Source organism: Hydrogenophaga sp. ANAO-22, assembly GCF_042466645.1.
GTDB lineage: Bacteria > Pseudomonadota > Gammaproteobacteria > Burkholderiales > Burkholderiaceae_C > Hydrogenophaga.
In genome coordinates this window covers 4,352,359-4,374,360 of sequence record NZ_CP159956.1, presented here as the reverse complement: position 1 = coordinate 4,374,360, position 22,002 = coordinate 4,352,359, and the positions used below count along the sequence as shown (strand labels likewise).

General features: G+C 64.7%; 20 protein-coding genes. 19 read left to right on the top strand and 1 reads right to left on the bottom strand.

Annotated elements, in window-relative coordinates; all coding sequences use genetic code 11:
- Positions 1 to 14: 14 nt before the first annotated feature.
- The 18 genes from ABSY19_RS21100 to ABSY19_RS21015 all read left to right on the top strand — a co-directional run bounded on the left by ABSY19_RS21100 (position 15) and on the right by ABSY19_RS21015 (position 19,646).
- Complete coding sequence (locus ABSY19_RS21100; protein ID WP_382155612.1) at positions 15 to 1,199, top strand: lipid-transfer protein; 1,185 nt, start codon at positions 15 to 17, stop codon at positions 1,197 to 1,199.
- 33 nt (positions 1,200 to 1,232) lie between these two features.
- Complete coding sequence (locus tag ABSY19_RS21095) at positions 1,233 to 1,676, top strand: MaoC family dehydratase N-terminal domain-containing protein (RefSeq protein WP_069047307.1); 444 nt, start codon at positions 1,233 to 1,235, stop codon at positions 1,674 to 1,676.
- 10 nt (positions 1,677 to 1,686) lie between these two features.
- Positions 1,687 to 2,103 (top strand): MaoC family dehydratase, encoded by a 417-nt coding sequence (locus ABSY19_RS21090; RefSeq protein WP_056278336.1) that lies wholly within the window; start codon positions 1,687 to 1,689, stop codon positions 2,101 to 2,103.
- A gap of 83 nt (positions 2,104 to 2,186) precedes the next feature.
- Positions 2,187 to 3,014 carry an SDR family NAD(P)-dependent oxidoreductase gene (locus ABSY19_RS21085; RefSeq protein WP_056278339.1) on the top strand — a complete coding sequence of 276 codons (828 nt, stop codon included), beginning with the start codon at positions 2,187 to 2,189 and terminating at the stop codon, positions 3,012 to 3,014.
- A gap of 29 nt (positions 3,015 to 3,043) precedes the next feature.
- Positions 3,044 to 4,225 carry an acyl-CoA dehydrogenase family protein gene (locus tag ABSY19_RS21080; protein WP_069047308.1) on the top strand — a complete coding sequence of 394 codons (1,182 nt, stop codon included), beginning with the start codon at positions 3,044 to 3,046 and terminating at the stop codon, positions 4,223 to 4,225.
- Positions 4,226 to 4,263: 38 nt separating this feature from the next.
- On the top strand, positions 4,264 to 5,376 hold the full coding sequence (locus ABSY19_RS21075; protein ID WP_172823113.1) for an acyl-CoA dehydrogenase family protein: 1,113 nt from the start codon (positions 4,264 to 4,266) through the stop codon (positions 5,374 to 5,376).
- Positions 5,377 to 5,422: 46 nt separating this feature from the next.
- Positions 5,423 to 7,030 (top strand): acyl-CoA carboxylase subunit beta, encoded by a 1,608-nt coding sequence (locus tag ABSY19_RS21070; protein ID WP_069047310.1) that lies wholly within the window; start codon positions 5,423 to 5,425, stop codon positions 7,028 to 7,030.
- A 23-nt stretch (positions 7,031 to 7,053) separates the two neighbouring features.
- Positions 7,054 to 8,247 (top strand): CaiB/BaiF CoA-transferase family protein, encoded by a 1,194-nt coding sequence (locus ABSY19_RS21065; RefSeq protein ID WP_069047311.1) that lies wholly within the window; start codon positions 7,054 to 7,056, stop codon positions 8,245 to 8,247.
- 20 nt (positions 8,248 to 8,267) lie between these two features.
- A complete protein-coding gene (locus tag ABSY19_RS21060) occupies positions 8,268 to 9,428 on the top strand; it encodes an acyl-CoA dehydrogenase family protein (RefSeq protein WP_069048989.1) in 1,161 nt (386 codons plus the stop codon).
- Positions 9,429 to 9,504: 76 nt separating this feature from the next.
- The gene (locus ABSY19_RS21055; protein WP_382155609.1) at positions 9,505 to 10,236 is read left to right on the top strand and encodes an enoyl-CoA hydratase/isomerase family protein; all 732 of its coding nucleotides are present in this window, start codon (positions 9,505 to 9,507) and stop codon (positions 10,234 to 10,236) included.
- A 1-nt stretch (position 10,237) separates the two neighbouring features.
- A complete protein-coding gene (locus ABSY19_RS21050) occupies positions 10,238 to 12,241 on the top strand; it encodes a biotin carboxylase N-terminal domain-containing protein (protein WP_069047313.1) in 2,004 nt (667 codons plus the stop codon).
- 82 nt (positions 12,242 to 12,323) lie between these two features.
- Positions 12,324 to 13,244: an MBL fold metallo-hydrolase gene (locus ABSY19_RS21045; protein WP_069047314.1), complete on the top strand. Its 921-nt coding sequence runs from the start codon at positions 12,324 to 12,326 to the stop codon at positions 13,242 to 13,244.
- Positions 13,245 to 13,336: 92 nt separating this feature from the next.
- On the top strand, positions 13,337 to 14,125 hold the full coding sequence (locus tag ABSY19_RS21040) for an enoyl-CoA hydratase/isomerase family protein (RefSeq protein WP_069047315.1): 789 nt from the start codon (positions 13,337 to 13,339) through the stop codon (positions 14,123 to 14,125).
- 20 nt (positions 14,126 to 14,145) lie between these two features.
- Positions 14,146 to 14,796, top strand: coding sequence for a carbonate dehydratase (gene can / locus ABSY19_RS21035; protein WP_034694598.1), 651 nt, complete (start codon positions 14,146 to 14,148; stop codon positions 14,794 to 14,796).
- Positions 14,797 to 14,829: 33 nt separating this feature from the next.
- Positions 14,830 to 16,254, top strand: a complete 1,425-nt coding sequence (locus tag ABSY19_RS21030; RefSeq protein WP_069047316.1) for an MmgE/PrpD family protein — start codon at positions 14,830 to 14,832, stop codon at positions 16,252 to 16,254.
- Positions 16,254 to 17,423: an acyl-CoA dehydrogenase family protein gene (locus tag ABSY19_RS21025; RefSeq protein WP_172823114.1), complete on the top strand. Its 1,170-nt coding sequence runs from the start codon at positions 16,254 to 16,256 to the stop codon at positions 17,421 to 17,423. The genes ABSY19_RS21030 and ABSY19_RS21025 overlap by 1 nt, the downstream gene beginning before the upstream one ends.
- A 60-nt stretch (positions 17,424 to 17,483) precedes the next feature.
- Complete coding sequence (locus ABSY19_RS21020) at positions 17,484 to 18,653, top strand: acyl-CoA dehydrogenase family protein (protein ID WP_069048990.1); 1,170 nt, start codon at positions 17,484 to 17,486, stop codon at positions 18,651 to 18,653.
- A gap of 15 nt (positions 18,654 to 18,668) precedes the next feature.
- The gene (locus ABSY19_RS21015; protein WP_069047318.1) at positions 18,669 to 19,646 is read left to right on the top strand and encodes an acyl-CoA dehydrogenase family protein; all 978 of its coding nucleotides are present in this window, start codon (positions 18,669 to 18,671) and stop codon (positions 19,644 to 19,646) included.
- A gap of 66 nt (positions 19,647 to 19,712) precedes the next feature.
- Here ABSY19_RS21015 and ABSY19_RS21010 read toward each other — a convergent pair whose 3' ends face one another.
- Positions 19,713 to 20,672 carry a LysR family transcriptional regulator gene (locus ABSY19_RS21010; protein WP_382155606.1) on the bottom strand — a complete coding sequence of 320 codons (960 nt, stop codon included), beginning with the start codon at positions 20,670 to 20,672 and terminating at the stop codon, positions 19,713 to 19,715.
- A gap of 14 nt (positions 20,673 to 20,686) precedes the next feature.
- Between ABSY19_RS21010 and ABSY19_RS21005 the strand changes: the two genes are divergently transcribed.
- Positions 20,687 to 21,804, top strand: a protein-coding gene (locus tag ABSY19_RS21005; RefSeq protein ID WP_382155541.1) for an IS3 family transposase whose coding sequence is annotated in 2 segments (ribosomal slippage) — positions 20,687 to 20,936 and positions 20,936 to 21,804 — 1,119 coding nt in all. Because the reading frame shifts where the segments join, the coding sequence is not laid out codon by codon here.
- Positions 21,805 to 22,002 lie beyond the last annotated feature (198 nt).

The following is a 22,002-nucleotide window of genomic DNA, read 5'->3' as shown; positions in this document are numbered from 1 at the left end:
AAGGAGTCAGTGCGATGAACCAGAAAGTTATTGTTGCCGGTGTGGGCATGATCCCGTTCACCAAACCGGGCGCCAGCGAGCCCTATCACGTGATGGGAGAAAAGGCGGTGCGCCAGGCCATGGCCGATGCGCGCGTCGAATACCCCATGATCCAGCAGGCCTATGTGGGCTATGTGTATGGCGATTCCACCTGCGGCCAGCGGACGCTCTACCCGGTGGGCATGAGTGGCATCCCCATCGTCAACGTCAACAACAATTGCTCCACCGGCTCGTCGGCGCTGTTCCTGGCGCGCCAGGCGGTCGAAAGCGGTGCCGCCGAGTGCGTGCTGGCCCTGGGCTTCGAGCAGATGGCCGCCGGAGCCATCAAGGCCCAGTTCGAGGACCGGCCGACACCGTTCGAGGAGTTTGACCGGGCCACCGCCGAGCTTGTGGGTCATCCGGAAATCCCGCTGGCCATTCGCTACTTCGGCGGTGCCGGCAAGGCGCACATGGACAAGTACGGCACCCAACTGGCGACCTTTGCCAGCATTCGCGCCAAGGCCAGCCGCCATGCCGCCAACAACCCGCTGGCGCTGTTTCGCAAGGAGGTCTCGGTCGATGACGTGATGAACGCACCGATGCTGTGGGAGGGCGTGATGACCCGCCTGATGGCTTGCCCGCCGACCTGCGGCGCCGCTGCTGCGGTGATTTGCTCCGAAGCCTTCGCCAAAAAGCATGGGCTCGACACCCGCGTGTCGATTACCGCCCAGGCAATGACGACCGATTTCCCCAGCACCTTCGAGTCGCACGACATGATGCGCGTGGTCGGCTTCGACATGGCGCGCGATGCGGCGCAAAAGGTCTACAAGCAGGCCGGCATCGGCCCGCAGGACGTGAGCGTGGTTGAGCTGCACGACTGCTTCGCGCAGAACGAACTGATCACCTACGAGGCGTTGGGCCTGTGCCCGGAGGGCGGCGCCGAGAAATTCGTGCTGGACGGCGACAACACCTATGGCGGCAAGGTGGTGACCAACCCGTCGGGTGGCCTGTTGTCGAAAGGTCATCCGCTGGGCGCGACCGGCCTGGCGCAATGTTTCGAGCTGACCCATCAACTGCGCGGCACGGCGGAGCAACGCCAGGTCAAGGGTGCGCGTGTGGCCTTGCAGCACAACCTCGGGCTGGGCGGCGCTTGCGTCGTCACGCTTTACCAAGCCGGCTGAGCGCAGGCGCAGCAAACCAGAAGCTGGAGTCCCATGATTGACAAGCAATTCATCGGTTACGAGGTGCCGCCCACGCTGTGGGATGTGGAGAAGGGGCGCATCCGCTTTTTCGCCCAGGTGATCGGTGCCACCGACCCGATCTACTTCGACACGACTGCCGCCAAGGCCGCTGGCTACCGCGACGTCGTGGCGACACCGACTTTCATCTTTGGCGCCGAGAGCGATTCGGGGGTGTTGATGACGTTGCTCGACACGCTCAAGATCGATCTGCGGGAGGTCTTGCACGGTGAGCAGCGCTTCGACTACCACGCCCCGGTGTGCGCTGGCGACACGCTGCGTTTTCAGACCCGGGTCGCCGACATCTACGACAAGAAGGGCGGCGCGCTCGAGTTTGTCGTCAACGACACGAAGGTCACCAATCAACTTGGCGAGCATGTCTCCGACATGCACTCAGTGATCGTCGTGCGCCACGCCTGAAGGAATATTCATGAACGCTCAAGTAAAAATCATGGATGTCGGTGCCGACATGCCCGTGCTGGAATTGCCGCCGATCAGCCGCACCACCCTGGCACTGTTCGCCGGTGCGTCGGGCGACCACAACCCGATCCACATCGACATCGACTTCGCCCACGGTGCGGGGATGAAGGATGTGTTCGCGCACGGCATGCTGTCGATGGCCTACCTCGGGCGCGCGCTCACCGAATGGGTGCCGCAGCGCCAGATCCTCAGCTATGGCGTGCGCTTCGCGGCCCTGACCCATCTCGGCGACCGCGTGCGCTGCACCGGCAAGGTGCTTGAACAGATTGAGCATGCAGGCCGACCCTGCGTGCGCGTTCAAATCAGCGCTACGAAAGCGACAGGCGAAATCACGCTGTCCGGCGAGGCGCTGGTTGCCCTGAACTGAGAGGCTGAGACCGCCGTTTGGCAGCCCGGCTCCTTATTCTTTTCCCTTTCATTTCCTTTTCATCAAAAACAAGGACACACATCATGAAAAAACTCGAAGGCAAAGTGGCCATCGTTTCAGGTTCGGGCCGCGGCATCGGCCGTGCGATCGCCATGAAGTTGGCCATCGAAGGCGCCAAGATCGTGGTCAACGACCTCGACGCAGCTCCAGCAGAGCAGACCGTGGCCGACATCAAGAAGGCAGGCGGCATGGCCGTGGCCTGCGTGGGCAGCGTCACTGCCGGCGATTTTGCTGATCGCTTCGTCAAGACCGCGATTGACAGCTTCGGCGGCCTGGACATCATCATCAACAACGCCGGCTACACCTGGGACAACGTGGTTCAGAAGATGACGGACGAGCAATGGAACGCGATCATCGACGTGCATCTGACCGCGCCGTTCAAAATTTTGCGCGCTGCCGCAGAGTTCATTCGCGTCGCCTCGCGCAAGGAAGCCGAAGCCGGGCAGGAGGTGTTCCGCAAGGTGGTCAACATCTCGTCTATCGCCGGCACCGGCGGCAACGCCGGCCAGGCTAACTACTCAGCGGGCAAGGCCGGCATCATTGGCCTGACCAAGGCGCTCTCCAAGGAGTGGGGGCGTTACAAGGTGAACGTCAACGCCGTCGCTTTTGGCATGATCAAAACGCGGCTGACCGAAGCTTCGGCCAGCGGCGACGCATCCATTGACATCCAGGGCCAAAAGATCAAGGTCGGCGTCAACCCTGATCTGCTGGAAATGATGGAGCGCACCATTCCGCTGGGTCGCGGCGGCACGCCCGAGGAAGCGGCCGGATCGGTCTACCTGCTGTGTATTCCCGAGTCGAACTACGTAAGCGGCCAGACGCTGATCTGCGGCGGCGGCATCTCGATCTAAAGCGCAAGCCGAACGCAGAAAGGCCCACGATGGACATCGATTTCAGCCCGGAAGACATGGCGTTCCAGCAAGAGGTTCGCACTTGGTTCAAAGCCCACACACCGTCCGATCTCAAGCGCAAGACCGTCACCGGAGAGATGCTGCAGAAGAACGACATCGTTCAATGGCAGCGCCGACTCGATGGCCAGGGCTGGCTGGTCACCGGCTGGCCCAAGGAGCATGGGGGGCCGGGCTGGACGCCGACGCAGCGCTATATTTTCGACCTTGAGCGCGCGGCGGCCAGTGCGCCGGTGGGGCTGTCGATGGGCGTCATCATGCTCGGGCCGGTGCTGATTGCCTTCGGCACGCCAGAGCAAAAGGCGCAGTACCTGCCGCGCATCCGTCGCTGCGAGGACTGGTGGTGCCAAGGCTATTCCGAGCCGGGTGCAGGCTCCGACTTGGCCAGCCTGAAGACCACGGCCGTGGCCGATGGCAGCGATTACATCATCAACGGCTCCAAGATCTGGACCACTTATGCGCATTGGGCCACGCACATGTTCTGCCTGGTGCGTACCGCCAACACCGGCAAGAAGCAGGAAGGCATCTCCTTCCTGCTGATCGAGATGGACCGCTCCGGCATCGATGTCAAACCCATTGTCTCGATCGACGGCGAACACCACCTGAACCAGGTGTTTCTCACCGACGTTCGGGTGCCCAGAAAAAACCTGGTCGGTCGCGAAGGCCAGGGTTGGGACATTGCCAAGTACCTGCTCACGCACGAGCGCACCAGCATCGCCGGCGTGGCCGACTGCAAGGCGCATTTAGCCAACTTGTATGCCGCGGCAGGTGAGCGCCGCTCGGGTGGCCAACCGCTGATGGAGGACGCGGCGATGCGGCTCAAGCTGGCGCGCGCCGAGATCGAACTGATGGCGCTCGAACACACCAACTTTCGCGTGCTGGCCGCCACCGCCTCGGGCAAGGCGCCGGGGCCGGAATCCTCGCTGCTCAAGACCATGGGCACGGCGGTGCAACAGACCTTGGCCGAGCTGGGCGTCGAGATCGCCGCCGAGCAAGCCTGGCCCTGGCATGACGGCGGCGAGTTTGGAAGCGGACGCCATGCCCATGCGATGCCGCACTACTGTTTTTCGCGCGCCGCCACGATTTACGGCGGCAGCGACGAGGTGCAAAAGAATGTATTGGCCAAGATGCTGCTGGCCGGCGGCACGCGGTAAGGATCGTCATGAACTTTGATCTCTCCGAAGAACAAAAGATGCTGCGCGACGCGGCACAGAAATTTCTGCGCGCCGAATACCGCTTCGATGCGCGCAACCAGATCGTCGCGTCGGCGTCCGGCATGAGCCACGAGCACTGGCAGCGATTCGGGGAATTCGGCTGGCTTGGGCTCGGACTGCCCGAGGCCGATGGCGGTTTTGGCGGCGGCATGCTCGAGACGATCCAGGTCGCCGAGGCCCTGGGCGCCGCGCTGGTGGTCGAACCCTACCTCGTCAGCGCCGTGCTCGGCGCGCAGGCGGTGGCACGCGCGGGCACCGCGGCGCAGCGCGCGACCTGGCTGCCCGGGCTGGTCTCGGGCCAGCGCATTGTCAGCCTAGCGCACACCGAGGCCGATGCGCGCCACGACCTCGCCCATGTTCACACCAGCGCCATGGCCAAGGGCGGCCGCTGGGTGCTGTCGGGCCGCAAGAGCGGTGTGCTGGGCGCGCCCTGGGCCGACGGCTTTGTTGTGGCCGCCAGAACCTCGGGGACCGTCAGTGAACGCCGGGGAATCAGCTTGTTTCTGGTCGAGGCCCACACGCCGGGGGTGCAGGTGGCGGGCTACAAGGTCTACGACGGCAGTCGGGCTGGTGATCTGCAGCTTGATGCTGTCGTGCTGGGCCCGGACGCATTGCTGGGCATGGAAGGCGAAAGCCTGGGACTGCTCGAGCACCTGGTTGATCTTGGCATTGTTGCCGCCTGCGCCGACGCCCTGGGTGCCATGGGCGCGCTGTTGCGCAAAACTGGCGAATACGTCAGCACGCGCAAACAATTTGACGTGCCGATTGCCAGCTTCCAGGTCATCCAGCACCGGCTGGTCGATATGTTCGCCGCGGTCGAGGCCAGCCGCTCCCTGGTGCTGATGGCGGCCCTGCATGCCGAGCACCCCGACGCGGCCACCCGTTCGCGCGCCGTCTCGGCCGCCAAGGCCGCCATTGGTGAGCGCGCCCGCTTCGTGGCACAGCAAGCGGTGCAGTTGCACGGCGGCGTGGGCATGACCGAGGAGCTGGACATCGGCCATTACTTTCGCCGCCTGACGCTCTTTTGCAACCTGTTGGGCAGCACCGACCACCACCTGCAGCGCTTTGCGACGCTGCGTGCGGTGGCCTGATTGCCTGATGACCGACCCATACCGAGTCACTGGAAGGGCTGCCTAAATGAGCTTGATGACATCCACCGCCACGCCGAACTCGCCCGAATTTCAGCGCAACCGCGAAGCCTATGAGCTGCGCATTGACGACTTGCATGAACGCCGCGCACGTGCCCTGATCGGCGGCCCCGAAAAGGCGCGCCTGCTGCACAAGAAGCGCAAGCAATTGCTGCCGCGCGAGCGCCTGGCTGCCGTACTCGACCCCGGCTCGCCCTTCCTCGAGTTCGGGCAGCTTGCCGGCGACGGCCTGTACGAGGGCGTGCCGCCGGGCGGCAGCATCATCACCGGCGTGGGGCTGGTGTGCGGGCGCGCCTGCATGCTGATGATCCACGATGCCACGGTCAAGGGCGGCACCTACTACGGCATCACCGCTAAAAAGCATGTGCGGGCCCAGATGTTCGCCTGGCAGCACCGGCTGCCGTGCATCACCATGGTCCAGTCGGGCGGCGCCAACCTGCCGGAGCAGGCGCATATTTTCCCCGACGACGGCCAGTTCGGTTCCATTTTCTACAACCAGATCCGCATGTCGGCCGAGGGCATCACCCAGATCGCGACCGTGCACGGGCCGTCTACCGCCGGCGGCGCCTATCTCCCGGCGCTGTGCGACGAGGCGGTGATCGTGCGCAACCAGGGTGCGATGTTCCTCGCCGGGCCCGAGCTGGTGTACGCCGCCACCAAGGAAGAGGTTGACATTGAAACCCTGGGCGGCGGCGAGATGCACAGCCGCATCAGCGGCGTCACTGACCACCTGGCCGAGAACGATGGCCATGCCATCGCCATCGTGCGCGGCATCGTGGCCAACCTCGGTACCGCAGCCAAGCAGCGCTGGGACGTGGTGCCGCCGCTGCCGCCGCGCCATGACCCGCGCGAGATCTACGGCATTGTCAGCGCCGACAACCGGCATCCGACCGACAACCGCGAAGTGCTGCTGCGGTTGATCGACGACAGTGACCTGCAGGAGTTCAAACCCCTGTACGGCGACACCATGATCTGCGGCTTTGCTCGCATCAAGGGCTTTCAGATCGGCATTCTGGCCAACAACGGCGTGATCTTCTCCGAGAGCGCGCTCAAGGGCGCGCACTTCATTGAGTTGTGCTGCCAGCGCGACATTCCGCTGCTGTTCATGGCCGATGTGTCGGGCTTCATGGTCGGCAAAGCCGTGGAGCAGCAGGGCATTGCCAAGCACGGCGCCAAGTTCATGACGGCCATGGCCTCGGCCAACGTGCCGCGCTACACGCTGATCACCGGAGGCTCGTACGCGGCGGCCTACTTGGCGATGTGCGGGCGCCCGTTCAAGCCCAACGTGATGATGATGTGGCCTACCGGCCGCGCCGCGCTGATGGGCCCAGAGCAGGCCGCCACCACCCTGGGCCTGGTGCGCGAGAACATCCACCGGCGCGAGGGCACTAGCTGGAGCGACGAAGAACGCGAGCAATTCAAGCAACCGATACGCGAGCAGTTCGAGAGCTTTTCCAGTCCCTACAACTACGCCTCCAACCTGTGGTGCGACATGGTGATTGACCCGCTGGAAACACGCGACACCATGGCTTTGCTGCTGGAGCTGGCGGGCCGCGTGCCGGCGCGCGACACGCACTTCGGCGTGTTCCGCATGTAATCCTTTGGCCCACCGAATTGAACATGCTCGACGCCATTCTCTCCGGCTGCCGCGTGCTCGACCTGACCCAAAACGTGGCCGGCCCGTTTTGCACCCAGACCCTCGGCGACCTCGGCGCCGAGGTTATCAAGATCGAACGCCCCGGCAGCGGCGACGATGCGCGCCAGTGGAAACCGCCCGAAGTGGCCGGCGTCTCGACCGGCTTCGCGGCGCTGAACCGCAACAAGAAGAGCGTCTGCATCGACCTCGACAGCGCGGCCGGCCAGCAGCTGGTTGCGCGCCTGGCGGCCGGTGCCGACGTGCTGGTGCATTCGCTCAAGCCCGGCAGCGCCGAAGCGCGCGGCCTCGGCGACGAACACCTGCGACCGACCAATCCGCGCCTCGTGTACTGCGCGATCAGCGCCTTCGGCGAGGTCGGCCCGATGCGCGCGCTGCCCGGCTACGACCCGCTGATGCAGGCCTTCACCGGCATCATGAGCGTCAGCGGCCACGAAGGCGACGAGCCGGCGCGCGTCGGCGTGTCGCTGATCGACATGGGCACCGGCATGTGGGCCACGTTGGCGATCCTGGCCGCGCTGCTGCGCCGCGCCAGCACGGGCGCAGGCATGCGCGTGCACGCCAGCCTGCTCGAGACCGGGCTGTCGTGGATGACGGTGCCGGTGGCGAACTACCTGGCCACCCAGCGCCTACCGCGCAAGATGGGTTCGGCCATGGCGATGATGGCGCCCTACGAGCTCTTCGACAGTGCCGACGGCAAGGTCTTCATCGCCGCGGCCAACGACCGGCTGTTCGGCCGCATCTGCAGCGCGCTGGCTTGCCCAGAGCTGGCGCAGGACCCGCGCTTCATCGACATGTCGGCGCGCATCGGCCACCGCGAGGCGCTGCACGACGCGCTGGAAGCGCGCACCCGGCAGCGCAGCACCGCCGACTGCGTGGCGGCGCTGCGCGCGGCCGGTGCGCCCTGCAGCGAGATGCACGACGTGGCCCAGATGCTGGCGCACGAACAGGTGCAAGCGATCGGCATGCTGGGCGCGCTGCCGCTGCCGGGCGCACCGCAACACCAGACGATGGGCCTGCCCATCAGTTCGCAGGGCCGTCGCGGGCGCAGCGGCCCGCCGCCGCCAGTGCTGGGCGGGAACACCGACGAGGTGTTGACGGCACTGGGCCTGCATGCCGATGAACTGGCGGCGCTGCGACAGCAACGCGTCGTCGATTGAATGACAAGGCCGACATCACAATGAACTTCGACTACACCGAGACCCAGGGCCAGATCCGCGCCGCCGTCAAGGAGTTGTGCAAGGGCTTCGGCCCCGAATACTGGCGCCAGTGCGCGCAGGACGGCGCCTATCCGGAAGCCTTCGTCGACGCGATGGCCAAGGCCGGCTGGCTGGCTGCGCTGATTCCCGAGGAATACGGCGGCGCCGGGTTGCCGCTGCTCGACGCCTGCCTGATCCTGCAGGAGATCAACCAGAACGGCGGCAGCGCGGTGCACTGCCATGCGCAGATGTACACGATGGCGTCAATCATGCGCCACGGCTCCGAGGCACAGAAGCGCCGCACGCTGCCGCGCATCGCTGACGGCAGCCTGCGGCTGCAGGCCTTCGGCGTGACCGAGCCCGACGCGGGCTCCAACACGCTGGCGATCAAGACCTTCGCGCGCAAGGTGCCGGGCGGCTACGTCGTCAATGGCCAGAAGATCTGGACCTCGCGCTACAGCCACTCGCACATGTATCTGCTGATCGCGCGCACCACGCCGATCGACGCGGTGAAGAAGAAGACCGATGGCCTGAGCCTGTTCCTGATCGACATCAAGAAGGCGGGCGCGTCGCTCAAGGCCACGCCGATCCGCACGATGATCAATCACCACACCTTCCAGGTCTTCATCGACAACCTCGAACTGAGCGACGACGACCGCATCGGCGAGGAAGGCAAGGGCTTTTACTACCTGCTGGATTCGCTGCATTCCGAGCGGCTGCTGGTGGCCAGCGAGGCCATCGGCGACGGCCACTGGTTCGTCGGCAAGGCCGCGCGCTACGGCAGCGAGCGTGTCGTCTTCGACCGCCCGATCGGCGCCAACCAGGGCGTGCAGTTTCCGATCGCGCGCGCCCACATGAACATCGAGGCCGCCGAACTGATGCGCAACAAAGCCGCGACGCTGTTCGACGCCGGCCTGCCCTGCGGGCGCGAGGCGACCATGGTCAAGTACCTGGCCAGCGAAGCCGCCTGGGAGGCAGCCGAGGCGGCCATGACCACCTTCGGCGGCTATGGCGTGGCCTGCGAGTACGACATCGAGCGCAAATGGAAAGAGAGCCGGCTGTTCCGCACCGCGCCGATCTCCAACAACCTGGTGCTGGCGCAGGTGGCCGAGCATCTGTTGGGTATGCCCCGCTCTTACTGATGGCCCAGATGCACCACGAAACCCTGCTGATCCACCCGCGCCGGGCACCGCACCGGAGGACGGCATCCGCTGCCTGGTGCTCAACCGCCCCGAGGTGATGAACGCGATGAACACGCAGATGTTCGTCGACCTGCGCAACGCCCTGCACGAACTGGCCTTCGACGACGGCCTGCGTGTGCTGATCATCACCGGCGCCGGTGAACGAGCTTTCTCGGCCGGCGGCGACCTCAAGCAGCGCGACGGCATGACCGACGGTCAATGGCGGCGCCAACACCAGCTCGCCGAAGAGGTGTTGCTGGCGGTCAAGGATTTCCCGCAACCGGTGATCGCCGCCGTCGAAGGCCACGCACATGGCGGCGGCTGCGAACTGGCGTTGATGTGTGACTACATCGTCGCTTCGCGCGCTGCGGTATTTTCGCTGCCCGAGCTGCGGCGCGGCATCATGCCCGGCGGCGGGGGTATCCAGAACCTCGTGCGCGCCATCGGTGCGCGGCGCGCCAAGAAGCTGCTGTTCACCGCGCGCCGCTTCTCGGCCGAAGAAGCCGCCGAATGGGGCGTGGTCACCGACCTGGCCGAGCCGGGTACGGCGCTGGCCGCCGCAGTCGCCGACGCGCGCGACATCGTGCTGGCCGCACCGATGGCCACCCACTACGCCAAACTCGCCGCCTCGCGCGGCGGCGAGATTGACTTCCACAGCGGCTACATGCTCGACATCGCCGCCTACAACGTGCTGGTGTCCTCGGCCGACAGGCTGGAGGGCGTGAAGGCCTTCAATGAAAAGCGCCCACCGCGCTGGAGCGGACTCTGACATGTTCAAAAAAATCCTGATCGCCAACCGCGGCGAAATCGCCTGCCGCATTGCACACACCTGCCGGCGCCTCGGTATTGCAGTGGCCGGTGTGCATTCGAGTGCTGATCGCGATGCGCTGCACGTTGACCTGATCGGCGAGTCGATCGAAATCGGTGGGGCAACGCCAGCCGAGAGCTACCTGCGCATCGATGCGGTGATCGATGCGGCCCGGCGGACCGGGTCGCAGGCCATTCATCCTGGTTTTGGCTTTCTGGCCGAAAACGCGGTCTTCGCGCGCACGGTCGAGGCGGCCGGCCTGGTCTTTATCGGCCCGACGCCCGAGGTCATTGAGCGCCTGGGCGACAAGGCGTCGGCCAAGCGCGAGGCGCGCGCCGCTGGCGTGGCCGTGCTCGGCGGCAGCGAGCTGCCCAGCCGCGACGCGGCAGAAGTGGCGGCCACCGTACGCGGCCTGCCACTGCCAGTGATTCTGAAAGCGGCCGCCGGTGGCGGCGGCAAGGGCATGCGGGTGGTGCAGCAATTGGACGGGTTGATGGAGGCCATCGAGGCGGCCATGCGCGAAGCCAAAAGTTCCTTTGGCGACGCGGCGTTGATCGTCGAAGCCTTTGTCGAGCGCGGGCGCCACATCGAGGTGCAGATTGTCGGCGACGGCCATGGCGAAGTGATTCACCTGTTCGAGCGCGAATGCACGTTGCAGCGGCGCCATCAGAAAGTCATCGAAGAGGCTCCAGCGGTGTATCTCGCCCCGGCGCTGCGCGAGGCGATGCTCGGTGACGCGGTGCGCCTGGGGCAGCGACTGCGCTATCGCGGTGTCGGCACGGTGGAATTCATCGTGCAGGGCGACAGTCACCATTTTCTCGAAGTCAACCCGCGGCTGCAAGTTGAGCATCCGGTGACTGAAGAGGTGACTGGTATCGACATTGTGGAGGTCATGCTGCGCATCGCTGCCAACGAGGGATTACCCTTGCGTCAGAGCGAAGTGCAGGTGCGCGGCCACGCGATTGAGGCGCGGGTCTGCGCTGAAGACGCAGCGCAAAATTTCCTGCCATCCACCGGTGAACTGATCGCGGTGCGGTTCCCGACTTCGGGTGTGCGGGTTGAATCGGGGGTGCGGGCCGGCATGGTGGTCACGCCCTACTACGACTCGATGCTGGCCAAGCTGATCGTTCATGCGCCCACGCGCGAGGCTGCGCTGGACCGTCTGAGTGGGGCGCTGGGCGAAACCCAGGTGCACGGCGTCGAAACCAATTGCGCTTTTCTGCAGCGTCTGCTGGCCCTGCCTGCAACGCGGGACGCCAGCTTCCACACCCGTCTGATTGACGAGGTGCTGGCAGAGGGGGGTCAGGGCACGGGTAGCGCGCCGCTGGAGCGGCTGGCTGCAGCGGCGGCCTGGTGGTTGCTCGATGCGCGGCGCAGCAGCAAGCCATTCGGAGCCTGGTCGGCCTTGGACGTGACGGGTTGGCAGATGCACGCTGGCGACGATCGGCTCACGCCGGTTCCGGCGCTGTTGCTGCGCTCGGGAGGAACAACACACGAAGCCCGGTTCGGCGCCGTCTCGCCCGAGTCCGAAGTAACGGTGCAAATCGGCACCGAACGGGTTCGCCTGGCGCTGACCGCCAGCGCCGGGAGCGATTGGCGTTTGCGCATAGGGGATTGTCATGAGGTACTGACCATCGTGCGCAGCGACGATACCGTGTTTGTGCAGAGCGGCGGCACCGCCCACGCCATCGGCGTGACCTCCTACCTCAGCCAGGTCGCCACTGGCCGCCAGGCCAGCGGACAGTTGCGCACGCCGATGATGGGAATGATCCTGAAGACCCATGTGGAGGTTGGCGAGCGGGTACGTGCCGGCGACGTGGTGGCGACGATGGAGTCGATGAAGATGGAGATGCGCATCAACGCCGATCACGATGGCGTGGTGCGCTCGCTGTCGGTGCAGCCCGGGCAGATGGTCGAGCGCGGCCTGGTGGTGGCCGTGGTTGAGTCCGAGGGCGCCGCGGAATGAGCGGCAGCAAATCCAGCATGCGCGCCCCTCTTTGCAAACCTGGTGTTATCCACCGCTCAAAATGACGTGCCCGAGACGGCCCATGACCGGCATCCAACTTCCGAACGGTATTCAGGTTTTTGAGCGCGGCTGGCTGTCCTCGAACAATATTTTGTTCATCGGAGCACAGTCCAGCGCACTCGTTGACAGTGGCTACAGCACGCACGCGGAACTAACGACCGGGCTGGTCAGCGCCGCTTTGCAGCAGGGTCCGCTGGACTTGCTGCTCAACACGCATCTACACAGCGACCACTGCGGCGGCAATGCCGTCCTCCAGGGCAATTACCCAGAACTTCAAACCCTCATTCCGCCAGGCCATGCATCACTTGTCTCGTCATGGGACCCCGTCGCCCTGAACTATGTGCCATCCGGGCAACACTGCCCCCGGTTCAAGTTCGATGGTCTTCTTTTACCTGGCACGGAAATTCAGCTGGCCGACACGGCGTGGCAAATTCATGCGGCGCCGGGCCACGATCCCCATTCAGTCATTCTGTTTGAGCCGCAGTCCCAAACCCTGATCTCGGCAGATGCCTTGTGGGAAAAAGGCTTCGGCGTGGTGTTTCCGGAGCTTGAGGGCGACGCCGCATTCGACGAAGTGGCCGCCACCTTCGACCTGATCGAGCGGCTTGACCCGTGCTGGGTCATTCCTGGCCACGGCCCGGTATTCCGCTACCGCGCCGAGGTGCTGGCCTACGCGCGCGCGCGCCTCAACGCCTTTGTCAAGAGCCCTGACCGACATGCGCACCACGCAGTCAAGGTGTTGCTGAAGTTCAAATTGCTGGATCAGCAGCAACTGCCTTTTGCCGATTTTGTCAACTGGGCCGCCAACACCCGCTACTTCCAGCTCATTCACCAGAGGTTTGTTCCTTCTGTTCCCATCGACCGCTGGATGGAGCAGTTGACGCAAGAGCTTGTGCGTTCAGCAGCCGCACGAAGAGAAGGTGACATGGTCTACAACGCGTGAAATCGGTCACGGAGTGAATCATGCGACGAAGGCGCTGACGAATCAGCGTTCGTATGTGCAGAGCAAGCAATTTTTTAACAGGAGATCAGGATATGAGTGAAGCAGAAACGGTTTTGTACGAAGTGCGCGATGGCATTGCCACCGTGAAGATCAATCGCCCCGAGATGCGTAACGCGCTGTCACCGGCCGCCGCCAACCGGCTGCACGATCTGTGGGGTGAAGTCGATGCCGACAAAAACGTACGCGTGGCAATCCTGACTTCTGCCGACTGCGGCACCTTCTGCGCCGGGCTCGACCTGCGTGAGGCTTCGCGTGTCAAGAAGGAAGAAGGCGTGGACATCCTGACCAAGATGAAGGACCCGTTCCATGGCCGCCAGCGCCGTGTGGCCAAGCCCATCATCGCGGCCATGACCGGGCACCTGATTGCCGGCGGCATGATGCTGAGCCTGAACTCGGATTTGCGCGTCGGCCTCAAGGGCACGCAGGTCGGCATAACCGAAACCCGCATCGCCGGGCGCGGTAGCCCGTGGGCCATTCCCCTGCTGTGGATGCTGCCGCAGCCGCTGCTGATGGAGATGGTGCTGACCGGCGACCTGTATCCGATCGAAACCTTTCATGGGCTCGGTTTCATCAACTACCTGGAAGACACGCCGGATGCCGTGCGCGCTCGCGCCACCGCATTGGCCGAACGCATCCGCGACAACGCGCCGCTGTCGGTGATGGCGGGCAAGGAATCGATCATGACGGCGATGAGCGCCGGCTGCGAGGCCGGTATGGCGCTGGCCCACAACATCTACCGTGCCGCTTACGCCAGCGAGGACGCGCAGGAAGGTCCGCGTGCCTTCGCCGAGAAGCGCAAGCCGGTGTGGAAGGGGCGTTGATGTCGCTCCGTGGAGATGCCATGTCCAGCCTGGCCCCTCTGCTGGAGAACAACCGTGCCTGGTCGGCGCGCTGCGCTGCGGAAGATCCGCAGTACTTCGAGCGGCTGGCGCACCAGCAGATGCCGCGCTACCTGTGGATCGGCTGTTCCGACAGCCGGGTGCCGGCCAACGAAATTCTGGGCCTGCGGCCTGGCGAGGTGTTCGTGCACCGCAACGTCGGCAACCTGGTGGTGCACTCCGATCTGAACTGCCTGACGGTTCTGCAGTATGCGGTCGAGGTGTTGAAGGTCGAGCATGTTCTCGTGGTGGGCCACTACGGCTGCGGCGGCGTGCAGGCGGTGATAGAACAGCGCCGCACCGGTCTGGCCGAGAACTGGCTGCGCCATCTGGAGGACGTGGCGCGCAAACACGCTGATCGGTTCGACGGCATTTCCAGCGTTGACGAGCGCGCTGCGCGGCTTTGCGAGATGAACGTGATCGAGCAGGTCAGCAACGTGTGCCGCACCACCACCCTGCGCCGCGCCTGGGAGTGCGGGCAGCAAGTCGAGGTGCACGGGTTGGTCTACGGCCTGCGCGACGGCTTGCTGCGGCCGGTCGGGGGCAGCGTCAACCGCGGTCAGGACCAGCAGAAGCAATACGCCCAGTCTCTTGCCGCGCTTGGCACACTCTGAGTGATACGAAGAATACAAGTAAGGTTATTCCACATGCCAGCCGACACGACAACCCTCCCTGCCCCCAGCATCGCCGCCCAACTGGCCGCCTTCGCGCACGGCCTGACGCCAGACATGCTGCCCGCAGCCGTAGTCGAACAGGCCAAGCTGCTGATGCTCGACGCACTGGGCATCGCCTTGGCTTCGTCCCAGCACGACTTCGCGCACTGCGCTTACCGCGGCTTGCACGCCCTGGGCGGTGCGGGTGACAGCGCCGTCATGGGTGCCTTTGCCCCCCTGCCGCTGCGCGATGCGGTGCTGATGAATGGCATCCTGGTCCACGGGCTGGATTTCGACGACACCCACCCCGGCGCGATCACCCACCCCAGCGCCAGCGCCTTTCCGCTGGCGCTGGGTCTGGCGGCGCAGCGGCATGCCAGCGGGGCCGAGATGATCATGACCTATGTGCTGGCGATCGAGGTGGCGGCACGTCTGGGTGCAGCGGCCCAGGGGCGCTTCCACGACGTGGGCTTTCACCCGACTGGCCTGGTGGGGGCTTTTGGGTGCGCACTGGCGGCCGGCAAGCTGATGGGACTGGATCAGGCGGGCCTTGAGCACGCGCAAGGCGTGGTGCTGTCGATGGCATCAGGCAGCATGGAATTTCTGAGCGACGGCGCCTGGACCAAGCGCATGCACTCGGGCTGGGCCGGTGTCAGCGGGCTGACCGCCACGGCGTTGGCCGGTGCCGGATTCCGCGGCCCGTCGCAGCCCTATGAAGGCCGCTTTGGTCTGTACGCCAGTCACCTGGCCGCGCGCGGCCTAAACGCCGATTTGTCCTTGTGCGCGCGCGGCCTGGGCGAGCGCTGGGAACTGATGGATGTGGCGGTCAAGTTGTATCCAACCTGCCACTTCACGCACGCCAGCATCGATGCCGCGCTGGCGCTGCGCGCGGCCGGTCTGCGCACTGACGAGATCGCTTCGGTACAGGTGCTGCTGCCGCAAGGGGTGCACCCGGTGGTGTGCGAGCCGGTGGCGGCCAAGCGGCGACCGGCCAACGTCTATGAATCGCAGTTCAGCATTCACCATCTGGTCGCGCTGGCCCTGCTGCGCGGCGAGCTGGGGCTGGCCGAACTGGATGCCGCCAACCTGAGCGACCCGCAGGTGCAGGCGCTGGCTGACCGCATCGAACACGCGGCCGACCCCGATGCCGATTACCCCACCTTCTTTTCCGGCGAGCTGCGCGTGCGCACGCACGATGGGCGCGAGCTGCGCCACCGCGAGGCCGCGCACCGCGGCGCGCCGGGGCGCCCCATCACGGCCGCTGACATCGAAGCCAAATTCATGGGCAATGCGCTACTGACCTTGCCGCGCGAGCAGGCGCTACGCCTGCTCGACGCGCTGCTGACGGCCGACCGCGCCCCAGATGCCGCCGTCCTGGCGCAGAGCCTGACCCATTCCAACACTTCCGGAACCCTCTGATGACGACCAGCCAGTCCGTGGCCTTTGATGCCGAAAAAGAAAATATGGTGCTCGACGCCGTCGAACGCTTTGTGGACCGCGAGATCAAGCCGGTGGCGCAGCGGCTCGAGCATGCCGACGAATGGCCGGCCGACATTGTGGCCGGCATGCGCGAGATGGGCCTGTTCGGCTGCATCATCCGCGAGGAGTACGGCGGCCTGGGCCTGTCGGCCAGCACCTATGCCAAGGTGGTGGAGCGCATCGCGCGGGTCTGGATGTCGGTGTCGGGCATCATCAACTCGCACCTCATAATGGCCGCCTGCGTGCAGCGCAACGGCACCGAGGCGCAGCGCCAGCATTTTTTGCCGCGCTTTGCCAGCGGCGAACTGCGCGGCGGGTTGGCACTGACCGAGCCCGATTGCGGCACCGACTTGCAGGCGGTGCGCACGGTGGCGCGCCGCGACGGCGACCATTACGTCATCAACGGCACCAAGACCTGGATATCCAACGGCATCCATGGCCAGGTCTTTGCCGTGCTGGTCAAGACCGACCCCGAAGCGCAACCGCGCCATCGCGGCATGAGCCTGTTCATCTGCGAGAAGGGCCCGGGCTTCACGTCCACCAAGAAGCTGGAAAAGCTCGGCTACAAGGGCATCGACAGCGCCGAGCTGGTGTTCGACAACTTTCGCGTGCCGGCCGCCAACTTGGCCGGTGGCGTGGAGGGACAGGGTTTCAAGCACGTGATGGGCGGACTGGAACTTGGGCGCATCAATGTGGCTGCGCGCGGCGTGGGTGTGGCGCGCGCCTGCCTGGAGGAGTCGGTAGCCTATGCCCAACTGCGTCGCACCTTCGGCAAGCCGATCTGCGAACACCAGGCGATCCAACTCAAGCTGGCCGACATGGCCACCCGGGCGGAGGCGGCGCGTCTGCTGGTTGAACAGGCCGCGCGGGCTTATGACGCCGGCCAGCGTTGCGACATGGAAGCCGGCATGGCCAAGCTGTTCGCCAGCGAGGCGGCGGTCGAGAACTCGATGGAGGCCTTGCGCATCCACGGGGCTTATGGCTACTCGAAGGAAATGAATGTCGAGCGCTACTACCGCGATGCGCCGCTGCTGTGCATCGGCGAGGGCACCAACGAATTGCAGCGCCTGATCATTTCCGCCCAGTTGGTGGAGCGCAGCCCGATCTGATGTATCGCCTGGGGCGGCGCCTCAACTCGGCGGTGAATGAACCCCTCGGAGGAAAATTTCTTGAACAACCTGCTGTCCGCTTTCCGGTTCGCCGCCCTGCCCGCCGGGACGAATTCATTTCGCGCCGAGGTGAAGGCCTTTCTCCAATCCAGCTTTGAGCCAATGCCCGCCGACATCCGGGCCCGTTCATGGATGGGTTTCAATGCCGCTTTCAGCAAGAAGCTGGCCGCACGGGGCTGGGTCGGCGTGACCTTGCCGGCGCAATACGGTGGCGCCAGCCTGGACGCCTTCTCGCGCTTCGTGCTGGTGGAAGAACTGCTGGCCGCCGGCGCCCCGGTTTCCGCGCACTGGATCGCCGACCGCCAGAGCGGGCCCTTGATCCTCAAGTTCGGCACGGAGGCGCAACGCCAGTTCTACCTGCCGAAAATCTGCGCCGCCGAGGCGTTTTTCTGCATCGGCATGAGTGAGCCCAATGCCGGCTCCGACCTCGCCAGCGTCGGCACGCGTGCCACGCGCTGCCAAATTGACGGTTCAAGCGGCTGGCGGCTGAACGGCCGCAAGATATGGACCACCAACGCGCAGCACTGCCACTACATGATCGCGCTGGTGCGCTCGTCGGGCGAGCCGCAGGACCGGCAAAAAGGCTTGTCGCAGTTCATTGTCGATCTGGCATTGCCCGGCGTGACGATGCGCCCGATCCGTGACCTGGCGGGTGATGCACATTTTTCCGAAGTGTTCTTCGACAACGTGCTGCTGACCGACGACGCGCTGATCGGCCATGAAGGCAGCGGCTGGGCGCAAGTCAATGCCGAACTGGCCTTCGAGCGCAGCGGCCCGGAGCGGGTGTACTCCAGCATCGTGCTGCTGGAGCACTGGATCACCTGCCTGCGCAAGACACCGGCGGTCTCGGTCCATGCCGCCACCATCGGGCGTTTCGCCACGCACCTGGCCACGCTGCGCAACATGTCGATCGCCGTCACAGCCAAGCTCGTCAACGGGGAAAGCCCGTTGGTCGAAGCGGCCCTGGTCAAGGACATTGGCACCGAATTCGAGCAGAGCATTCCCTCTGTGATCGAAGCCGCCCTCGCCATGGACCCGGACGCCCTGGTCGATGCCGAGTTGTACCGCGCCGTGGCTTATGTGAGCCAGATGGCGCCCACCTATTCCCTGCGCGGCGGCACGCGCGAGATCCTGCGCGGCATGATCGCGCGCGGTCTGGGTCTGCGCTGAAAAAGAAAGCATTCCATGTTTGCACAAGCGATTGAAGATATCCTCCAGGACCAGTGCACGCCCGCCGTGGTGCGCGCGATTGAAGCGGGCGGCTCGCCGCTTAAGCTGTGGCAGGCGCTGCAAGGTGCCGGCTTCCACGAACTGCTGGCGTCCGAGGACGCTGGCGGTGCCGGCCTCCCGCTGGCCGATCTGTTCCCGATACTGTGCAGCTTCGGCCGCTACACGGTGCCGGTGCCGGTGGCGCAGACAATTGTGGCGCGAACGCTGCTGGGGTCGCAGTTTGCGATGCCCAGCGGCATGATTACGCTGGGCGCTGCGTTGCGGCGCGAGGCCGGTGGCGCTATCGTGTGCTCATTCACACCTTACGGCATGCTGGCGGATTTCGTGCTGGCCCAAGATGGTGATGCCTTGTTGCTGCTGCATTGCGCAGCGGCGCAGCGTGAAGCAAGCGGCGTGCACGGGAGCCTGACGGCCACCCTGCGCTGGTCCGATGCGCGCGTCGCGACGCACGTGCCCGGCGCTGGCCCGCTGCTGCCGACGTTCGCGGCGGCCTTGCACGCCGCCCTGCTCAGCGGGGCCATGACCCGTGTGTTCGAAATGACATTGAAACACTGCAATGACCGCATCCAGTTCGGCAAAACCCTGGGCAAGTTCCAGGCGGTGCAGCACCAGTTGAGCGTCATGGCCGAACATGTGGCTGCTGCCTCGATGGCAGCCGAAGCGGCCTTCCACACCGACGCTGCGGCACCGTCCCTGCTCGCCGCAGCGATGGCCAAGTCCCGCACTAGTGAGGCGGCGGTTCTGGTCGCCTCCATCGCGCATGCACTGCACGGCGCTATCGGTATTGCGGAAGAATACGACCTGCAATTGCTGACCCGGCGCCTGCACGAGTGGCGCATGGCGCATGGCTCGGAGGCGCACTGGAATGTGTTGATCGGCCAGCGCGTGCTTGCTGCCGATGTGTCCATCGTTGATTTTGTGCGGTCTGTTTAGCCGCCGCTTTTGTGCCCACGATCAGCGGCGAAGTGATCGACACCCGGGGCTTGCAACAGTTTAGGTTCATCGATCCGGCTGTTGCGCTAACGACTTGCCCCCGCCAAGCGCTTCACTGAAGAAGTCGATGAAGGTTCTCAGCTTGGGTGTCACGTACTGCCGATTCGTGTAAACCGCATACAGCGTGAAAGGGGGCACCGTGTAGGTCGGCAGCACGCGCGCGAGGCAGCCCGCGGCCAGATCGTCGTCGACCGTCCATTCGGGGAGAAACGCCATGCCCATGCTGGCGTGCATCGGGTGATAGGTGAGCGTGCTGTCGTCCGAGCGCATCACCGCATTCAGCTTGATCCGCGCCTTGCCGGCAGGTCCCTGCATTTCGAGGCCATCGAGGTTCACGTAGTTGGGTACCACGGCGCTGCACCTGGCCAGATCGGAGGGTCTGCGCGGAGAGCCTTCGCGCTTCAGGTAAGCCGGGGTTGCGACCAGGTGGAACTGCACGGGACAAATCGGCCGTGCAATCAGCGCCGGGGACAGTTCGCGCGTGGCGCGCAGCGCGAGGTCGTAGCCGTCGGCGACCAGGTCGATCTTGCGGTTCTCCAGTCGCATGTCGACCAGCACCTCCGAATAGGTGTTGCGGTAGGCCGCCAGTACGCTGGCGAAATGCCGGTTTGCACACCAGACGGGCGCGCTGATTTTCAACTGTCCGCGTGGTGCCTGCGCGCTTTGCCGAAGCGCCGCTTCGGCAGCCTGCAGCGTGTCGAGCGCCTCGCGGCATTGTGCGTAGTACATCGCGCCGGCCTCCGTCAGGCTGAGCTTGCGGCTGGTCCTGTGCAGCAACCTCGCACCGAGGTCTCGTTCGAGCTGGGCGACATGCTTGCTGGCCATCGGAGCGGACATGGTGAAGCGCGCCGCGGCGCGGGAAAAGCTGCCAGCCTCGACCACTTCCCTGAAAACGCGAAGGCTGCTCAGACGATCTGACCTGCCCGGTTTCTTCGGACCAATAATTTCCAGGAAGATGGCTCCCAACCCGCGAGGAGCCCATGAGAAAGAGTCGATTCAACGAAGAGCAGATGGTCACTGTGCTGCGCGAGGCAGACAAGACCAGCGTGGCCGAGGCGGCCAAGAAGCACAAAGTCAGCGAGCCCACGATCTACGCCTGGCGCAAACACTTCGGCCAGATGGAAGCCGCCGATGTCAAACGCTTGAAGGCCCTGGAGGTCGAGAACGGCAGGCTCAAGAAGCTGTTGGCCGAGCGTGATCTGGACATCGAAGTTCTCAAGGAGATCAACGCAAAAAAGTGGTGAGCCCGCAGGCCCGACGCGAACAGGTCACGCTCGCTTGCGAGCGGGGCCTGTCAGAGCGGCGGGCCTGTGGGCTCATCGGCCTGGCCCGCTCCAGCCTGAGCTACACGCTGCGTCTGCCGGCCAAAGACGCCCCTGTCATTGCTGCGATGAAGTCGCTGTCTGCCCAGTACCCGCGCTACGGTTACCGGCGCATCCGCATTTTCCTGCGCCGCCAGGGCCTGGAGCTGAGCTGGTCGCGCACGCACCGCATCTGGCGACAGGCCGGTCTGCTGTTGCCCAAGAAGCGCCCACGAAGACGCATCGCCAGCAACAGGCCCAGGGCCTACACACCCTTCAAGGCCAACGCCGTGTGGGCGTACGACTTCGTCTTTGACACCACCGCCGAAGGCCAGCAGATCAAGTGCCTGACTGTCATCGACGAATACACGCGCGAGTGCCTGGCAATCGACGTGGCCGGCTCCATCCGCTCACACCGCGTGGTGGAGGTGCTCACGCGGCTGGTCAGCATCCACGGCGCTCCGCTGTTCATGCGGTCAGACAATGGCCCAGAATTCGTTAGCCATGCCATCCTGGAGTGGATCTCACAGGCCGGCATTGCAACCGCGCTGAGCGACCCTGGCAAGCCTTGGCAGAACGGCGCCGATGAGAGTTTCAACGGCAAGCTGCGTGACGAGTGTCTGTCGCTGGAGTGGTTCAGGTCCCGCAAGGAGGCCGCTGTGGTCATTGAGGCCTGGCGGCACCACTACAACACGGTGCGCCCCCATAGCAGCCTGAACTACCTCACGCCCCACGAATTCAAGCAGCACAATCCATCCATTCAAACCATTCCCAACCGGGCCGTCTTACAGGAATGAATGGCTCGAAAAAACCGAGCAGGTCAGATCCATTTATGGTTTCTTGTGAGGAAATGATGTGTTGATAACACAGCTATTGATTAACCAAAATTAAACATTAAGCTATTCCTCATGGTCAGTCGGGTAGACATCCAGTCTCAAAGAGGCTGCCCATCAGCCGCGCTTTCGTTGATGCCTTCAACCAATGCCGTATCACTT

What these genes read in the sequence shown, in the direction of transcription:
- ABSY19_RS21100 (WP_382155612.1), top strand. Translation starts at nt 15, where the DNA reads ATGAACCAGAAAGTTATTGTTGCCGGTGTGGGCATGATCCCGTTCACC.
- ABSY19_RS21095 (WP_069047307.1), top strand. Translation starts at nt 1,233, where the DNA reads ATGATTGACAAGCAATTCATCGGTTACGAGGTGCCGCCCACGCTGTGG.
- ABSY19_RS21090 (WP_056278336.1), top strand. Translation starts at nt 1,687, where the DNA reads ATGAACGCTCAAGTAAAAATCATGGATGTCGGTGCCGACATGCCCGTG.
- ABSY19_RS21085 (WP_056278339.1), top strand. Translation starts at nt 2,187, where the DNA reads ATGAAAAAACTCGAAGGCAAAGTGGCCATCGTTTCAGGTTCGGGCCGC.
- ABSY19_RS21080 (WP_069047308.1), top strand. Translation starts at nt 3,044, where the DNA reads ATGGACATCGATTTCAGCCCGGAAGACATGGCGTTCCAGCAAGAGGTT.
- ABSY19_RS21075 (WP_172823113.1), top strand. Translation starts at nt 4,264, where the DNA reads ATGCTGCGCGACGCGGCACAGAAATTTCTGCGCGCCGAATACCGCTTC.
- ABSY19_RS21070 (WP_069047310.1), top strand. Translation starts at nt 5,423, where the DNA reads ATGAGCTTGATGACATCCACCGCCACGCCGAACTCGCCCGAATTTCAG.
- ABSY19_RS21065 (WP_069047311.1), top strand. Translation starts at nt 7,054, where the DNA reads ATGCTCGACGCCATTCTCTCCGGCTGCCGCGTGCTCGACCTGACCCAA.
- ABSY19_RS21060 (WP_069048989.1), top strand. Translation starts at nt 8,268, where the DNA reads ATGAACTTCGACTACACCGAGACCCAGGGCCAGATCCGCGCCGCCGTC.
- ABSY19_RS21050 (WP_069047313.1), top strand. Translation starts at nt 10,238, where the DNA reads ATGTTCAAAAAAATCCTGATCGCCAACCGCGGCGAAATCGCCTGCCGC.
- ABSY19_RS21045 (WP_069047314.1), top strand. Translation starts at nt 12,324, where the DNA reads ATGACCGGCATCCAACTTCCGAACGGTATTCAGGTTTTTGAGCGCGGC.
- ABSY19_RS21040 (WP_069047315.1), top strand. Translation starts at nt 13,337, where the DNA reads ATGAGTGAAGCAGAAACGGTTTTGTACGAAGTGCGCGATGGCATTGCC.
- can (WP_034694598.1), top strand. Translation starts at nt 14,146, where the DNA reads ATGTCCAGCCTGGCCCCTCTGCTGGAGAACAACCGTGCCTGGTCGGCG.
- ABSY19_RS21030 (WP_069047316.1), top strand. Translation starts at nt 14,830, where the DNA reads ATGCCAGCCGACACGACAACCCTCCCTGCCCCCAGCATCGCCGCCCAA.
- ABSY19_RS21025 (WP_172823114.1), top strand. Translation starts at nt 16,254, where the DNA reads ATGACGACCAGCCAGTCCGTGGCCTTTGATGCCGAAAAAGAAAATATG.
- ABSY19_RS21015 (WP_069047318.1), top strand. Translation starts at nt 18,669, where the DNA reads ATGTTTGCACAAGCGATTGAAGATATCCTCCAGGACCAGTGCACGCCC.